At 39.4% G+C, this 16,637-nt stretch carries 11 protein-coding genes; 2 read left to right on the top strand and 9 right to left on the bottom strand.

Features of this window, described 5'->3' with window-relative positions:
- Positions 1–110 precede the first annotated feature (110 nt).
- The 8 genes from FTT91_RS03110 to FTT91_RS03145 form a co-directional block, all read right to left on the bottom strand.
- Positions 111–1,700 (bottom strand): peptide chain release factor 3, encoded by a 1,590-nt coding sequence (locus FTT91_RS03110; RefSeq protein ID WP_167846306.1) that lies wholly within the window; start codon positions 1,698–1,700, stop codon positions 111–113.
- Between the two features lie 152 nt (positions 1,701–1,852).
- Positions 1,853–3,907, bottom strand: coding sequence for a DUF262 domain-containing protein (locus FTT91_RS03115; RefSeq protein ID WP_180168957.1), 2,055 nt, complete (start codon positions 3,905–3,907; stop codon positions 1,853–1,855).
- On the bottom strand, positions 3,897–5,333 hold the full coding sequence (locus tag FTT91_RS03120) for a DUF262 domain-containing protein (RefSeq protein ID WP_180168958.1): 1,437 nt from the start codon (positions 5,331–5,333) through the stop codon (positions 3,897–3,899). Before FTT91_RS03120 ends, FTT91_RS03115 begins: the two co-directional genes overlap by 11 nt.
- A gap of 43 nt (positions 5,334–5,376) precedes the next feature.
- Positions 5,377–5,589, bottom strand: a complete 213-nt coding sequence (locus FTT91_RS03125; protein WP_151834050.1) for a DNA translocase FtsK — start codon at positions 5,587–5,589, stop codon at positions 5,377–5,379.
- A 21-nt stretch (positions 5,590–5,610) separates the two neighbouring features.
- Positions 5,611–6,372, bottom strand: coding sequence for a PP2C family serine/threonine-protein phosphatase (locus FTT91_RS03130; RefSeq protein ID WP_179993968.1), 762 nt, complete (start codon positions 6,370–6,372; stop codon positions 5,611–5,613).
- Positions 6,373–6,559: 187 nt separating this feature from the next.
- Positions 6,560–7,564: a Fic family protein gene (locus tag FTT91_RS03135; RefSeq protein WP_180168959.1), complete on the bottom strand. Its 1,005-nt coding sequence runs from the start codon at positions 7,562–7,564 to the stop codon at positions 6,560–6,562.
- A gap of 208 nt (positions 7,565–7,772) precedes the next feature.
- Complete coding sequence (locus FTT91_RS03140) at positions 7,773–9,839, bottom strand: bifunctional diguanylate cyclase/phosphodiesterase (protein ID WP_180168960.1); 2,067 nt, start codon at positions 9,837–9,839, stop codon at positions 7,773–7,775.
- Between the two features lie 323 nt (positions 9,840–10,162).
- Positions 10,163–12,367 (bottom strand): carboxy terminal-processing peptidase, encoded by a 2,205-nt coding sequence (locus FTT91_RS03145; RefSeq protein WP_180168961.1) that lies wholly within the window; start codon positions 12,365–12,367, stop codon positions 10,163–10,165.
- A gap of 194 nt (positions 12,368–12,561) precedes the next feature.
- Between FTT91_RS03145 and nagZ the strand changes: the two genes are divergently transcribed.
- Together nagZ and FTT91_RS03155 are read left to right on the top strand one after the other, a co-directional pair.
- On the top strand, positions 12,562–13,665 hold the full coding sequence (nagZ, locus tag FTT91_RS03150) for a beta-N-acetylhexosaminidase (RefSeq protein ID WP_004974880.1): 1,104 nt from the start codon (positions 12,562–12,564) through the stop codon (positions 13,663–13,665).
- Between the two features lie 526 nt (positions 13,666–14,191).
- A complete protein-coding gene (locus FTT91_RS03155) occupies positions 14,192–15,082 on the top strand; it encodes a class I SAM-dependent methyltransferase (protein WP_004974878.1) in 891 nt (296 codons plus the stop codon).
- 59 nt (positions 15,083–15,141) lie between these two features.
- Here FTT91_RS03155 and FTT91_RS03160 read toward each other — a convergent pair whose 3' ends face one another.
- Positions 15,142–16,476: an alpha/beta fold hydrolase gene (locus tag FTT91_RS03160; protein ID WP_004974874.1), complete on the bottom strand. Its 1,335-nt coding sequence runs from the start codon at positions 16,474–16,476 to the stop codon at positions 15,142–15,144.
- Positions 16,477–16,637 lie beyond the last annotated feature (161 nt).

A 16,637-nucleotide genomic window follows, 5' to 3' on the forward strand; every position in this document is an offset into this window, starting at 1 on the left:
AATAAAACAGCTTCCTAAAGAAGCTGTTTTAATTTTGAAACTTTTAGCAACGCTGAACATTCATCTACGCTACGCTGATCGCACCTGCCAGATCAAACATTAGCAACGGCTTAGTGCTCGCGCGTGTTTCTAAACTCAATGTCAGGGTAACGCTCTTGCATTAACTGTAAATTCACACGGCTTGGCGCGAGATAAGTTAAGTGACCACCACCATCGACAGACAACTGATCGTGGGCTTTTTTCTTAAATTCGTTAAACTTTTTCTCATCGGCACAAGACACCCAGCGTACCGTGTTGATGCTGACAGGCTCGTAAATACAATCGACTTTGTATTCTTCTTTCAGGCGATAGGCGACGACTTCAAACTGTAGCACACCAACAGCACCTACGATTAAATCATTGCTGTTTTGTGGCATAAAGACTTGCGTTGCACCTTCTTCTGAAAGCTCTTTAAGGCCTTTTTGCAGCTGTTTGGACTTCAATGGGTCTTTCAAGCGTACACGACGGAACATTTCAGGTGCGAAGTGCGGAATCCCTGTAAATTGCAACTTTTCACCCGAAGTGAAGGTATCGCCAATTTGAATCGTCCCGTGGTTATGTAGACCAATAATGTCGCCCGGCCAAGCTTCTTCGAGGTGCTGACGGTCACCTGCCAAGAAGGTCAAGGCATCGCTGATACGTACATCTTTATCAATACGCACATGCTTCATTTTTAAGCCTTTTTCATACTTGCCTGAACAGATTCGCATGAAAGCAATACGGTCACGGTGCTTCGGATCCATATTGGCCTGAATTTTAAAAACAAAACCACTAAAGCCTTCTTCATTGGCTTCTACAATACGGTCTTGCGTTGGATGTGCTTTTGGCGGCGGCGCATATTCACTGAATGCATTCAATACATGATCTACACCGAAGTTACCCAAAGCAGTACCAAATAGCACTGGTGTTTGACGACCCGCTAAAAACTCTTCACGGTCTAAAGGCTCATTCGCCATTTGTACCAACTCAAGTGATTCTTCAAATGCCGCCCATGCCAATTCACCTACTTTTTCACGTAAATCTGCATGGTTATAGCCATCACGTACTTCAATTTCAGGAATGGTTGAACCAAAACCTGATTTGTACACATAAAACTTTTCTTCGATGAGGTTAAACACCCCTGCGAAATCACGCCCTGTACCCATTGGCCAAGTGATTGGCACACACTTAATTTTGAGGACATTTTCAATTTCATCCAACAACTCTAATGGTTCACGAATTTCGCGGTCCATTTTGTTGACGAATGAAATGATGGGTGTGTCACGCATACGACACACATCCATTAATTTAATGGTACGGTCTTCGACACCTTTCGCACCATCAATCACCATCAGTGCAGAGTCCACCGCAGTTAGAGTGCGGTAAGTATCTTCAGAGAAATCTTCGTGCCCTGGGGTATCGAGCAGGTTAATCATTTTGTCTTTATACGGGAATTGCATCACCGAAGTTGTAATGGAAATACCACGTTCTTTTTCCATTTCCATCCAGTCAGATGTTGCGCCACGATCTGACTTACGGCTTTTTACCATCCCTGCAACTTGAATGGCTTGTCCCCATAACAGCAGTTTTTCTGTCATGGTGGTTTTACCAGCATCGGGGTGGGAAATAATAGCAAAGGTTCTACGAGCCTTTACCTCTCTAGCTAATTGATCTTTAAACATGAGAAAAATCTACAATATGTACACAGTTATGTACACATTTCTAAATATGTACCAAAACTGAAAAAGTGGGAATTCAAAATTGGCGTAATTGTAGCAGATTTAAATAGGATTTTACTGATTGCGGATATGTCTTGATTTATCCACAATTCAAATTATTGAATAGATTCACCAGCACACATTTCACAAAAGTCTTTGTAATCTGACTCAAACAAATCAAGCATCTTTTTCTCGTGATCTAGGATTTGTTCTTTTTTCCAAACTTTTTCTTCTTCAAGCGTTTGAATCATCAAATACAATTTAAGGGTATCAATTTTACCCTTCCTTATCTCAGGCATAAAATAATCACGTTTAGCACTTGGCAAGCGATTCCCTATGCTTGAATTTTTACTTGAACTAATGAGACACAAGTTCCCAAAGCGATGTAAATTTTCATGATCTGATTCATCACGCTCTCCCTCTATCTGTTGTGCATAAAAATGCTCAACCGAACTCCGTTGCGTAAATTTAAATTTTTTGATTACATCATATCGATCATCTAAATTACGTTTTTCTGCATTACAATAAATTAAGAAATCCAAATAGTTAAAGACAAAATTATTTTCAATATTTCCAAAGCTTAGTTTGGATTGATCAATTTTAAAATCATCAATTTTCTGATTGCCATAAATCAAATCAAAATAATCAATCTGTTTTTCATTTAGATACCGCTGAAAAATAAACTTTCTCGCTAAATGTTGGAATGCATTAAAATAGTCAGACACAGATTTATCTTTATTTTGATAAAGCCAATACAGTGCGCCATTTAACCAGTATTTATAAGACAAAGTAGGCGTGGATACATGAAATGCTGTCATCAATAATAGAATTTTTTGATTAATTTCAGAACTGTCTCCATCCAATGTATTCACATAAGAATCACTATTTTCATATCGTTTAAGTTTTTTTATGCTCCAATCATCATGATCCGTAGAATAATCCCGTTTAACAATGTATTGATCAAATATAAATTTGCACTTCAGCAAGGTAAACATAAAACCTTTTACATTCTCAATAACCCTTTCATGCTCTGGGTTTCCCTGCCCTTTTAAAAGAATATGTTTTTCAAATTGATCAATCAGTTGCTTATCATCCAATGCCACTTTTTCATTACGCATCGTTTGACTTAGCCAAATTTGTAAAACCTGTAATAAGAAATTCGGAAAATTGATAATACTGTTGAATCGTTCAGGCTTTTCTTCTTTTGTATCTTTATTTCTAATACGCTCAGGCACTTGTTTTAACATTTCAGAAATAGATTGAAAATTGCTTTCCGAATTTGTTTGTTCTTGTGATTCTACATTTTTGCTAAAAATTTCGAGCAAGCTAGAAGCATTTTCAGGAACAAAATCACCCCAATCCTTTCCAAAAATCACATCACGCTGTGTTGTGGAAAAACCATATTGAACGTAACGCTCCATATTGGCAGTCGCGTTCCAAATACTCGTAAATAGTGTCATGCTTGATGTTTTATCTGCTTCATCTTTGATTTGATTCAATACGCTCATCAATTGCGCTTTTAAAATTTCATGCTTTTCTAATTGTTCACCACGGTTATTCATAACCTCAAAATAATGATTGAGATCAGTATCTTTCGGAACTAAAACTTGTGTGATGACTACATTTTCAAATAAATATTTGCAAAAAACACTCAAGTCACCCTGTTTGATGATTTTTTGAATTGCACGTTGTAGCAACTCAAACCCCTGAACTAAATCCGCGTTATATTCGGATGATTTTAAATGTTGTAGATGATCGCCTCTGAGTAAAGCCTGAAAGGTTAAAGAAGACTTTGGACGACTATGAAAATCAAGATTGAATTGATTAAACCAAGACATATCAAGAACAATTTTTTCTTCTTTGGATAATCGTTTCAGGCAAATCGCTAACAAGGTTAAAGTGGTAAATCGTTGCTGACCATCGATAATTTCATAAGTGCTATTGCTACGCTCAAAAACAACCAAAGTTCCAATATAGTATTTTTTATTTTCTTGAGTCTGTCCTTGATTTAATTGATCAGTTTGCTTTTGATAATCTTGAATATCCAAAATTAACTGATCAATTTCTTTCTCACCCCAAGCATAATTACGCTGATACATCGGGATAATATAAGTTTGTTTATTCTCGAACAAGGCTTGAACATTAAGAGCTTGGATTGACTCATTTGTCATTATGATTTTCCTGTTTGAGATAATTTAATTCTTTAAATAATTCGATCAAAGGCTCAACTTTAGTGCCTTCCTGTTTATCAACTATCGGGAGAGACCATCCCATTAACTCACTGGGTGATTGAGCATATTTCAGTAAACTGAATATATTATTTTTTATGACATAATTATCTATCGTTGCTAATTGCACCGAATATTGACTAATACGACTGTGATATGCCCAAATAAAAATCTTTTCAATCGCCTCAGATAACCGATCTGTAGCAAATTTATCGATGTAAAAAATCAATGCAGAATCAAACAAGGTTCGCACATAGCCATCACCTGACCGATGGCTTGCACCATGAAATTTATTCAAACTTTTGATAATTCTATTTGCTCTATCTTGTAATATTGCACCAAACATAGAGATCTTCTCAGACTGATCTTGATGATCCACCACTTTACTGATCTGTTTTTCATAGTGCTCAACCATTTCAAAAAATCGACGACCATTTATGATCATTTGATCAAGCTGAAATGGGAAACTCATTTCTTGTCGATCTATTTGCCGTTGATATTGTGCGTTATAGTCATCAATAAAATAATGCGCTATGCGTAATGGTTCTAAATATGGATGATGGTCTGATTGCCCAAGATGAATACCTTTAAAAAGATGCACATGATCTTTATTGAAAAATCTTGCGGACTTTCCTCTTGACCAAAGACGAATACGGAATAGATAGTTCGAAAATAACTTTGCCAAATGAGCCGAGTCTAAACTTTCCCAATGCGCAACAGTTTGCGCTTCTAAATGTTGCTCCTGTTCAGAAAATTCTCGTAGATGATAAGCTTTTAAAAGATCATGCGGTTCTAAATCACGACCACGTGCATTTTGTGAATCAAAAAACTGAAATGCCTCTGAAATATCATCTAAAATAAAAACCGCAACCTGACAATTATTGAGTAAAAAATCAATATCTTGTTCGGAAAAGTTTACTGCAACGATCCGTTTAGCGGCATTAAAGTTCTGATAAATATTGTAATGGCTAATATCACTATTAAATTTTTGCACATCCATAAAGACATTAATTTGATTCGATATTTCATTCAAAACTGTTTTCAGATCCTCTCGTTCTAAATCTAATTCTTGCTTCTGAATAACCGCCCAAACAAGGAGTATTAAAGTTAAAGTTCGTTGTTGTCCATCCACAATATTTATATTTTTAAGGCTCGTATTATTTTTATCACGGTGTAATACGATAGTACCCAATCGATATGCAGATTTATCTTTATGTTCCTGTATATCATTGACGAGGGCATTTAAATTTTTTTCTGTCCATTTGTAAGGACGCTGATAATCAGGAATTCTGAGTTGATCTAAAATTAAGAGTAATTCTTTTACTGACCAAATTCCTGTTTTCAGTTGATCAACTTGATGCTGAGCCATAAAAAATTATCCTAAAAATAAAATTTTTTAATTGTTAAAGTTGTTATTTCATACCTTGATGCAATTTATAGCCATACCCATAATCTAGAACAAAAGTTTTTGTAGATTCACAAATACTTGCTTCAATTAACTGGCTAAGTAATTGTTCTGCATGAGAATACCCAATTAAAAAATGGCGTTGTAAACTCGATACAGAAACGACACCCACTTCCTCTGTGAATAATTTGGCACGTTCAAAAAGATCATCTGATTGCATAATTTCCCCATTCTCAATGAATTAAATTTTTGCTCGTACTAAGACCATGCTGATATTGTCATACGCCTGTTTTGAATCTAATGACGCTTTCATATTGAGTAACCATGTTCGAAGCTCCATATCTACTTTTAATGGAGGCCATTCTGTACACTCCATCACATCATGTACGCCATCCGTACAGACTAATAGGGCATCATTCTGAGTTAAGAATTCCTCAGCTATTGTAAAATCCATCACTTCATGCAAGGGATCAGCACAAAAGTATTGTAATAATGCACCATACATACTGGCATAGTTCTCTCCAGCTTTTACTTCTCCATTTGCTCTTAACTGTTCAAGATAATTATGGTCACTCGTCAGACAGTGCCATTTTTGATCATGCTGACTAAACAAATAAACTCGGCTATCACCAATATGTTGAATGGTTACAAAACCTTGTCTTGTACCGTGATGAATGAGTGCGAGTGTTGAACTGGCGCCAAAACTACTTTTTTTATTTGCTAATTGATCAACAAGATACTGCTGAATGGTAAATGCTTGACAAGGTTCTATCTTTTTATTTTGTATTAAAGCTTTTAAGACCGTATAGGATGCTTGCTCAGCTACTGGACTATTACTAATCCCATCCGCTACAGCAACACACCATAATTCTGTTTCAGAATGGCTGTAAAGTTTACTGATCAGCCCATCATGTTGAATAACCTTATTTTCAATCAATATGGCATCTTGTTGATACTTCGATCTTGCCTTCCATGTCAGACCTTGCATTTCAAAAGTACTCATCACACCGATCTCACACTTGGTAATGATTTTATTTTTACCAAACCCCAATAGCACAATCAAGAAAAATATTAAATAAATTATTGATTAATAATAAATTATTCATTTAAAAACTTACTTTACGCTTTTTGATTATCATTCATGTCTAACTACTTAAGCAAAGATGTAATAAAATATTTTTCAAGCTAAATCATGGTTTAAGACGATACTTTTGCTTTGGGCTTTTCGGTTTTTCAGGAATAGTACGCTCGATCAAACCTAATTCTATGGCAGGATTCAGATAGTTCTTTTGGAATGTTGCTCTGTGAGTTAAACCAAGCAGCTGCATCAACTCAATCAAAGTATAATCATCTTGTCCTAATGTAGAAACTAAATGTCGAACTTGATCGCTCACTTGTACGCTATCTTGAGCGGTAGCATGATCGCTAGCTTGAGCGGTTTCATTAGAACTTAAGATTGCATCCAAAATCATTTGCAAAATAAATTCAATAAACGGTGCTGAATCCGTGCGATCAGTGCTTGCTTGTAAGGCTTCGTAATAAGCTTTTTGATTTTGATAGATCAGACTTTCCACAGGAATATTGGTAAAGATTGGATTCCATTGACTAAGAATCAATGTTTGCCATAATCGCCCCATACGTCCATTACCGTCTGCGAATGGATGTATAAACTCAAACTCATAATGGAATACTGAACTTTGAATGAGTGGATGCACATCACTGTCATTCAACCAATCGAGTAAGTCAGCCATAAGACGATTGATCTGATTCGCAGGTGGCGCCATATGCACCACACGATCACCTGACATTACACCGACACCACCATGACGATATTGACCGACTTCATCAATCAAGCCTGTCATCAAAACTTGATGTGCTTGTAATAGGTCTGCTTCTTGGCTCGGTTGCCACTGCTGAAATGCTTCATAGGCTTTGATAGCGTTACGCACTTCCTGTACTTCTTTTGGAGGTGCAATTACTGTTTTACCATTAAGGATTGCCGTGATTTGCTCAGTGCTAAGCGTGTTACCTTCAATCGCAAGTGAACCTTGAATGGTACGAATACGATTAGCTTTTCTAAGTTTTAAATTTTCTTGGATTTCTTCTAAAACAGTCAAACGCCCTATATTCTCACTGATCTGAGCAATCAGATGAATGATTTTTGAGGTGATAGTATAAGGCGGTTGGTATTTCATATTCCCTCAGTGCGCACCAGAATTATTCATCAAAACACTAATATTTATAAACTTATTAAAAAATAAAAGAAATTACCGTATAAACTCATTTTTCAAAACAACCTTACCACCTATCAACTGCATATATTCATAAAAATCTTCAATCATCTGTTTTTGATAATAGCTGATTTCATGTTCATGCCAGTGATCATTTTTATATGCCACTAACTTAAGCCGAATGTTTAAACAACTCTTCTAAACGCTCAACATCCATAGGTAAGCCTAATAAATAACCTTGCAACTGCTGACAGCCTAAACGGGTTAAAATTTCTGCTTGTAACGGCGTTTCCACCCCTTCAACGGTCACAGTTAAACCCAGTTTAATCGCCAACTGAATAATACTTTCTAAAATTAATTCTTCTTTGCTGTCCAAACACAAATCTAAAATAAAAGCACGATCAATTTTCAACTCATCGACTGGCAATTTTTTCAAATATAAGAAACTCGAATGTCCTGTGCCAAAATCATCAATCGCCAACTGAATCCCCATTTGACGCAAACGCTCAAAACTACGAATACTCGATTCAATATGATGCATTGCTGTACTTTCAGTCACTTCAATCATCAGGTGATGGGGTTGAATCTCATAGCGTTTAAACAAGTTTTCTAAAGTCGAAAATAAGTGTTTATGTTCAAACTGCACTGCCGATAAATTCACAGCCACAGGAAATAACGGTGCACCCGATCTTTCCCAAATTTGAATTTGTTTAAAGGCTTCCTCTAACGTCCAATAGCCAATTTGAATAATCAACCCCGTCTTTTCAGCTCCTTTAATAAACATATTTGGGGTAAGTAAACCATGTACGGGGTGATACCAACGAATTAAAGCTTCTACGCCACAAATTTTATGGTCAGCGGCTTTAAACTTTGGCTGATAGAACAACGCAAATTGTTGTTGTTCAACTGCTTTATATAAATCATTAATCAACTTACTTTGGCTTTTAGCCTCAAGTAACTCCAGATCATAATTAAATATTGAACTGGTGTTACGCCCCTGATATTTAGAGGTCAGCATCGCCGCATCAGCATTCATTAAAATATCTTGCAAATTGGTGCCATGCTCTGGATACATCGCAATGCCAATACTGCCTGAAATATTAATGACCTTGCCTGCAATTAAGAAACTTTGCTGAATCAGTTCTAATATTTTTTCAGAAATGACAGTGGCTTCTGCAATGTCGGTATGTTCAATCACCAAAAGAAATTCATCGCCACCAATTCTTAATAATTGGGTATTTTCGCCCAAGTGGGATTGCACACGTTTAGACAACTGAATCAGCAATTGATCGCCAACATGATGCCCAAATACGTCATTCACCGCTTTAAAGCGGTCTAAGTCGATATACAAAAATGCAATTTTAGTGTTTTTTTGCCGATGCTCAGAAAAAAGCAATTGTGCATATTCAGCTAAATATAAACGGTTGGGCAATTTGGTCAGGTTATCTTTGACTGCCTGATTGGCCAATTCACGGTTGGCTAAAGACAATTGTCTGCTTTTTTCTTCTAAGCGCAGCTCCAGCAGAGATACGCCCACCGCAGCAGCAAAAATCAGACTGGTCACTAAAATAACCACCAACAGAGCTGGCCCTTGCCCGATCTGAAAATGCCCTGATTGAGGCAAATCTGCTGTAGAGTAAAAATGCAGTGCTTCCATGCCTATATAGTGCATGGCAACAATGCTCAGACTCATGAGCACCGCAATGAAAATTTTATATTGTGCCTGACGCCCCATTCTGCACTTGGAATGAAACATAAACCAAAAGGTAAGTATTGCACCGCCAATGGCCACTAATACAGACAGCAAAACAATGGTAGGATCATAATAACTACGGTAGCCTTCTACCTGAATTCCCATCATGCCCGTATAGTGCATGCCTGAAATACCCAACCCCATTAAAATGCCGCTCAGGATCAAACGCGCCACAGACAAGGTCGATTGCGTGGTCAGCCAAACCGCAAACGTAGAGGCGATAAATGCAATAACAAAAGATAGGGTCGTAAAGCTAAGATCAAATTGATACGGTGCAGGTAACTGGCAGGCCAACATGCCCACAAAATGCATACTCCACACTGCCGCACCCAGCAGCAAACCACTCATGATTAATGCAATTTTTTTTAGTTGTTGTTGTACATTTTGAAAAAGCATTTGCCCAACAGACACTGCAAAATAGCAGGCCAATACTGAGATTGCTACCGAGCCAATTACCAAGCTCAGATCATAATGTACATGCATCATTAGATGTATCCATCTCTGTCATATTTTATTGTTTTTCGGCTACTCAATCTCACACTCTCTTATAAATAATAACTAAAAAGCAACCTGAACGACGGATTGATCTAGCAAAGACTGCATTGACTTAAGAGTCTAATACTATTCCGCTTTGGTCAATAGTCAAATATATAATATGTCATCATGAAATAATGGCAATTCAAAACTGCTAAAAATAGCTGTCTGACTCAAAGCTATATGCATCTTGTCACTTTACTTTTCGCTTTAGGATGAAAAAAACCAGCAACTTTTCGCTGCTGGTTCTATTTGATTAAGATTCTAACATTGTTTTAAGGTTGATTCGGCTCAGAAACACCTTTTTGCAACATGGCATAGTCTTGCAACACCTGCGCTGCTTCAATCGCAAAAGCTTCTTCCTCAGGTAAAGCAGGGCGTTGTGCCGCTTTCATTTTGGCACGCGCTTCTGCCAAAGCATCAATAGATGCCTGATAGCTTTCCCAATTAGCAAATGGTTTCAAACCTGTTTCCTGACGGCGTTTGTTTTCCGCAGTCAGCGTTTGTTGCTCCAAAGCTAACAACTCTGCTCTGCGTTGTTCAATATCTAACACAATGCTTTTGCGATCTTCAGTTTGTTTGGCAATTTGCTTACGTTGTTCCAAATATTGAAATTGTGGATCAAGCGTGACACGTTGCTGTGACAATTGACCCAACTTGGTGATGTACGGCTGTACTGAACCTTCACGCTTAAATGGCGCAGTTGGAATGGTATCCCACTTCAAGGCATTTTTAGCTTTACGCTCACCAAACTCCTCATTGTAAATATCCACCAGTTTAATATCTGGAATCACACCTTTGTTTTGGGTACTTCCACCTGTAATACGGTAGAACTTACGTTGAGTTAAGGTCGCCTGCCCATAAGCTAAGGTGTCGAGTTGTACCTGCGCTGTACCTTTACCTGTGGTGGTGCTACCAATCACAATCCCGCGCTGATAGTCCTGAATTGCAGCAGAGTAAATTTCACTGGCCGAAGCAGAAGCAAGGTTAATCATCACTGCCAATGGGCCTGCATAAGTCTGTGCACCACCATCGTCATCTTCAAATACGCTCACGTTGCCATTGCCATCACGAATTTGCACCACAGGGCCTGATTTGATTACTTGCCCAAGCATACGTGCCACTTCTTCCAATGAACCGCCAGGGTTGTTACGCAAATCGACAATAATCCCTGCGACATTTTTGGCCGCCAAACTTTTCAGGGCATTGTTGGTATCCTCCGACACCGAGCGATATTCATTACCTGCACGACGCGCACGGTAATTCAAATAAAACGATGGAATTTCAATCACACCATAGGTATAAGTTTGACCATCACGTTTGATGTCAATTGTTCGTGAGCGAACTCCCGCATCTTCTTCCTGAATCACATCACGCACAATGGTCACATTACGCGCCTGATTCATCGCCGCACCCGCACCCAACAAACGCACAGTGACTTTGGTGCCACGTTTACCGCGAATCAGCCCCACAATTTCATTGCTCGGCCAACCCACAACATCCACCATTTTTTCGCCATCTTGCGCCACACCAATAATGCGGTCACCCGATTTCACCTGCCCTGTTTTACTGGCAGGGCCACCTTCAACAATGGTTTCAATTTTAGTGTAGTCTTCATTGCCTCGTTCAGGACGAATCGACACCCCAATCCCTTCAAGCTGCAAAGTCGTTTGACGATTCAGCTCCATCGCATCAACAGGTGGGAAATAATTGCTGTGCGGATCATAAGTCAGCATCATCGCATTCAAAGTTTTATCCAGCACATCATCGCTCTTTAAACGATCCATGCGCTCTAACTGACGAGTATAACGCTTAGTTAAAGTCTGCACTGGAGTCAAATCTTCTGGACTTGCCAAATCCTGACCATTGGTCAATTCAGGGTTATCTTTAATGGCTTTTTGTTTTGCCAATTCTTCTTCTTTGCTAATGGTCAGGTTAATGAGCTGCGACACCAGCATTTTTTGCCAATGCTTACGCATTTCTGCTTCAGTATTAAAGAACGGTGCTTTTTCCCGATCTGTTTCAATCGTGACATTTGGCTGTTTTAAATTTTGTGGTTTTTTCAGCTCTGCCAACATGAAATGATAAAACTGTTTTAAGCGTTCACGATACTGTGCATGAATTTGATACGGTCCAGCCAAATTGCCTGCTTTTAATGAAGCGCCAAATGTTGCTGCATATTGTTTGCGGTATTGCTCAACTTCTTTAGCCAAAAACAAAGTATGGTCTGGGTCTAAACTGTCGATATAAAAATCAAAAATGCGCTGCGACGTTGCGGCATCTAAACGCTGATTTAAATAATGCTGACGATCGACCAAGGTCGCCAATTGACGCGAAACCAAAGCTTGTTCCTGCGTCGGCACAATACTGTTAGCAACGACAGCGGTACTATTGGCTGCAATTGCCTCGTTAATGGCGTGAGAAAAGAAAAAACCGCCAGTTGCTATTGCAACCGCACAAGCGATGGTTTGAAGTTTCATAAAAATATTTACGTCCTTGGTTTTTGACCAATCTCTGCTTTTCACAATGAATTGAGCAGATTCAAAATCTTATACAACTTAATTTGGGTCTGTCGTGTAGTTTTATCATAATCTGTGCTGTCAAAATGTAGCAAATCATTGCAGAATTCAGGTATTGTTTTTTTATTGATAAAAATCGAATACGGACACCCAATATGATTGGCGCATTGATGCTCGACATCGCTGGCACAGAACTTACTCAAGAAGATATTGAACTATTAAGCGCTCCGCAAGTCGGTGGAGTCATTTTATTTGCCCGAAATATCCAATCTCCTGCGCAAGTACGCGCCTTGACCGACCACATGCGTCAGGTACGCCCTGATATTTTAATTGCAGTCGATCAGGAAGGCGGACGCGTACAACGCTTAAAACAAGGTTTTACCCTATTGCCTGCTATGGGTAGATTTGGCGAGTTATACCAAAACGAACCTGAACGTGCCTTAGATTTAGCCGAAGAATGTGGCTGGTTGATGGCCACCGAAGTATTAGCCGTAGGCATTGATTTTAGTTTTGCACCCGTTTTAGATTTAAATGACATCAGTGATGTCATTGGAGATCGTGCTTTTGCTGCGCGTCCTGTCGATATTATTGCTTTGGCAGATGCTTTTTTACGTGGAATGCATCGTGCAGGAATGGCAACCACAGGCAAACACTTTCCTGGACATGGATCGGTTAAAGCAGACTCTCACGTTGCTGCCGCGATAGATTCACGTTCTTTTGCCGAAATTCAACAACAGGATATGCAAACCTTTATCCAACTGCAAAATCAACTGGATGCGCTCATGCCTGCGCATGTCATTTATGATCAGGTCGATCCGAACCCTGCAGGTTTTTCTGAGTTTTGGTTACAGCAAGTGCTTCGCAAAGACTTGGGCTATGATGGTGTACTCTTTTCGGATGATTTAAGCATGCAGGCGGCTTGTGTAGCAGGCGATGCCGATGCACGTATTCATGCCGCTTTGCTTGCAGGCTGTGACATGGGATTGGTCTGCAACAACCGTGCTGCACAACGATTGGCTTTAAATGCGATTGCCGATTTACCCTTGCCGAATCAGGCACGTTTAGAACGCATGCGCGGTAAAATCCCTGAGCTTAGTGCAGAGTTTAGCATTGCTGAAGTTTTAGACTTGGGTGATGAATGGCGAAGCGTCCGTGATCGTATCTTGGTATTTAAAGAACAAAGTGCCGCGCTACTGGCAGCACAAACTAGTCACGACCCGACCAATTATTCAAGTACCACTAAAAACGCTGCGACTTGAGATCACCACAAACTAACTAGGGTCTGTTGACAATTCGTCTATGTTTGCGACGTGAGAGATATATCTCGCAAGATTTTTTAGCTGATATAAGGCATGGGACAGGAAATTTAGTCATTCTAAATGACTGGCACATAACGCAATAGCAGCAAAAAATATGCTCGTCCTGAAAGGCTGTGGCTAAAACTTTCTCAGATTGCGTTATGGAACTTGAAAATAGGTCCACTATTCCCTGCGTTTTATGCCTGATCTGCTCAGTTTTAGCCTACAGCGCAAGCCATTTATGAAATGTCAACAGACCCTATACGCCTTCACTTTTTCACAGCATTTATACGACAAAGGAACACGACAGCTTGTTCCTTTTTGATTATGATAAACTTATTCTATTTTGAGTATATGCCTGACACCGCAGCTTGAGTGTCAAAGCATGCCTAAAAAGACAACGACCACCATACAAACAATTAAGGTCTATACGAAAATGACAAAAACATTGCTGAACAGCAAAATCACGACAGAAAAAAGGACTGAAATGCACAACTCGGATGCCAAGCCAACTCGCTCAGACACGACTGCATTGTCCAAACATCGGCATATTTCTTTTACCGCACATTATACGGGATATATCTGGTATCAAAGGGGGATTTCACATCCTGTATTTGCGACCCGAAAAGGCAAGTTTTTAGCCAAATTGGTACATCCTTTAGAAAACTGGGCAGAACGTCATGTGGGCGGCAGTATGCGCAGCACCCTCAAACAACGTCACCAAATGATTGATGCACACTTAACCGCACTGATTCAGCAACATCCGCAATTACAAGTGCTCGAAATTGCATCTGGGCTGTCACCACGCAGCTGGAACTTTCGACAAAAATATCCTGAACTGAATTACCGTGAACTGGATTTGCCTGATATGGCGCAAATTAAAACTCAAGCGTTACGACAAATTGACCACGACGCACCTGAAGTTCTCACCGCCGATATTTTTAGTGAATCCTTTCAACAGGCCTTTGAATATTTTGATCACTCGCAGCCCTTAGTAATTATTAGTGAAGGTTTAATTAACTACTTCAGCAAAGACATGCTACAACAGCTGTTAAATGGCATGTGTAACTACACCCAAGACTTTCCAGAACTGCATTATTTAACCGATATTTACCCTGAACCCGTCAAAAACAAGCTCGCCAATTTTATTTGGAACTGCAGCCGATTATTGAAATTTATGTCACGCAGTGCTTTCACCTTTCACTTTCAATCTCCGCAGGAATTAACTCAGTTTTTTCAAAATGCAGGTTTTGAGCAAGTGCAGCTACAACAACCACAACTGTATTTTTCCAACAGCTCTTTAGAAAAAACAACCGCAGAACATTTAGGCGATTTAGTCTGGATGGTTCATGCCTACAAAAAAAATAGCGTGGTTTAACACGCTATTTTGATTCTATTTTCTTTGGATAATTTTAAACCAAGCACTCATTTTATCTACTAACGGGCATATTCCAAATTTTGTGCAGCCGCTTTTTGACGTTCCACATAACGCAACAAACGCTCTGCCACCTCAAAACTACCATGCTTAAATAATGCGCGTAGTTGCTGCCCTTGGCTTTCAAAAATTAAACATTCAATGCTAAAACTGCCTTCCTCATCCTGTAATTCTAAGGCCATATCTCGTTCAAACTGTGCTGCTTGTGCCGCCAACGCAGCATTTTCAAAATCAAGCAATACACCAAAGAAGTTTAAATCGACAATGTGCGTAGCAATTTTCAAATCAGAATGACGATACTGCAAATGACTTTGCGGATTTTGCACCCGAATACGCGCTTCTCCACGGCGTTCCATCGTCAATAGTTGCGCACGTGTCATTGGAATAATGCCATCTAAGTCCTGAATAGATTCATCGCTTAAAAAGGTCGCAAATAAATTCATGGTTTCTTTACGGCGCTGTAATTGCGGCACATGATCTGCATTGGCAATCATGGCAAATTCCATGTTCGGGCACTGTAAGGCAAAATTGGCATTTTCATGCGGCAAGGTAAAACTGTCATATTGCCCACACGCCACCAAAACCTTACATTGCGGAATAGGCACATTGGTTAACCGCAATAAACGGTTGCAGTTCACATCGTAGCGATCTTGCTCTGTAGCGGTAAAGTCGGCCATTTGTCGGTAAAACAAACGCTTTGCAGTCGGTGACATGCGAGTTTGTTCCATTTTGGCATGATTGACCAAGTATAAAATCACCGCCTGACCAAATTCATCCATGCGCTGCTCTTTCATTAAATGCAGTGATTCTTCAAGCAACATGCGCCAACTTTTACGGGTCTTTTGCATAACCCCCATTAAAATCATGCGATCAATCAATTCAGGACGCTGATCTGCTAGACACGATGCCACCACCGAACCCAATGACATGCCCATGACGGATACTTTATCTAAGCCGACAATATCCAGCCAATCACCCAACATCTGACCTAAATCATGCAGTTCTAGCGTTCCTGCCGACTCACCTGTTTCCACATTGGTCATTTGCTGATTGGCGCCCATAGATGGCATATCAATTAAAATGATTGGCCCTGCACGAAAAAGCTGCTCGACACAATATTTATATGAATTAAAGTTTTGGAATGCACCACCAATAATCACAATTGGAGTTAAATGTGCGGTTTCTGGCTGAGCAATTGCCATGTATTCCACTTTCCAGCCGTTGATCCAAGTGGTACGAGCGGGTTGTTTAAAGCTGTGTTTATCGTAAATATCAAAAAAACAGACATGCGAACTTGCGTCCTGTACATCCGTGTCCATCTGGATCATGGAATTCATATTCCTTACCTCCATGCGCATTTTATTTTTATTGTGCAAGTGTTCGTCATTGAACGATTACCCACTTATCTGAATTAAAGTGGCATCCTGCTTATTGTTGTGAATGACATCAATGTCGTTATCGCATCATTCTATACAGGTGCTGATTTTATACGCAACAT

The organism is Acinetobacter sp. YH12021 (genome assembly GCF_013420145.1).
GTDB lineage: Bacteria > Pseudomonadota > Gammaproteobacteria > Pseudomonadales > Moraxellaceae > Acinetobacter > Acinetobacter towneri.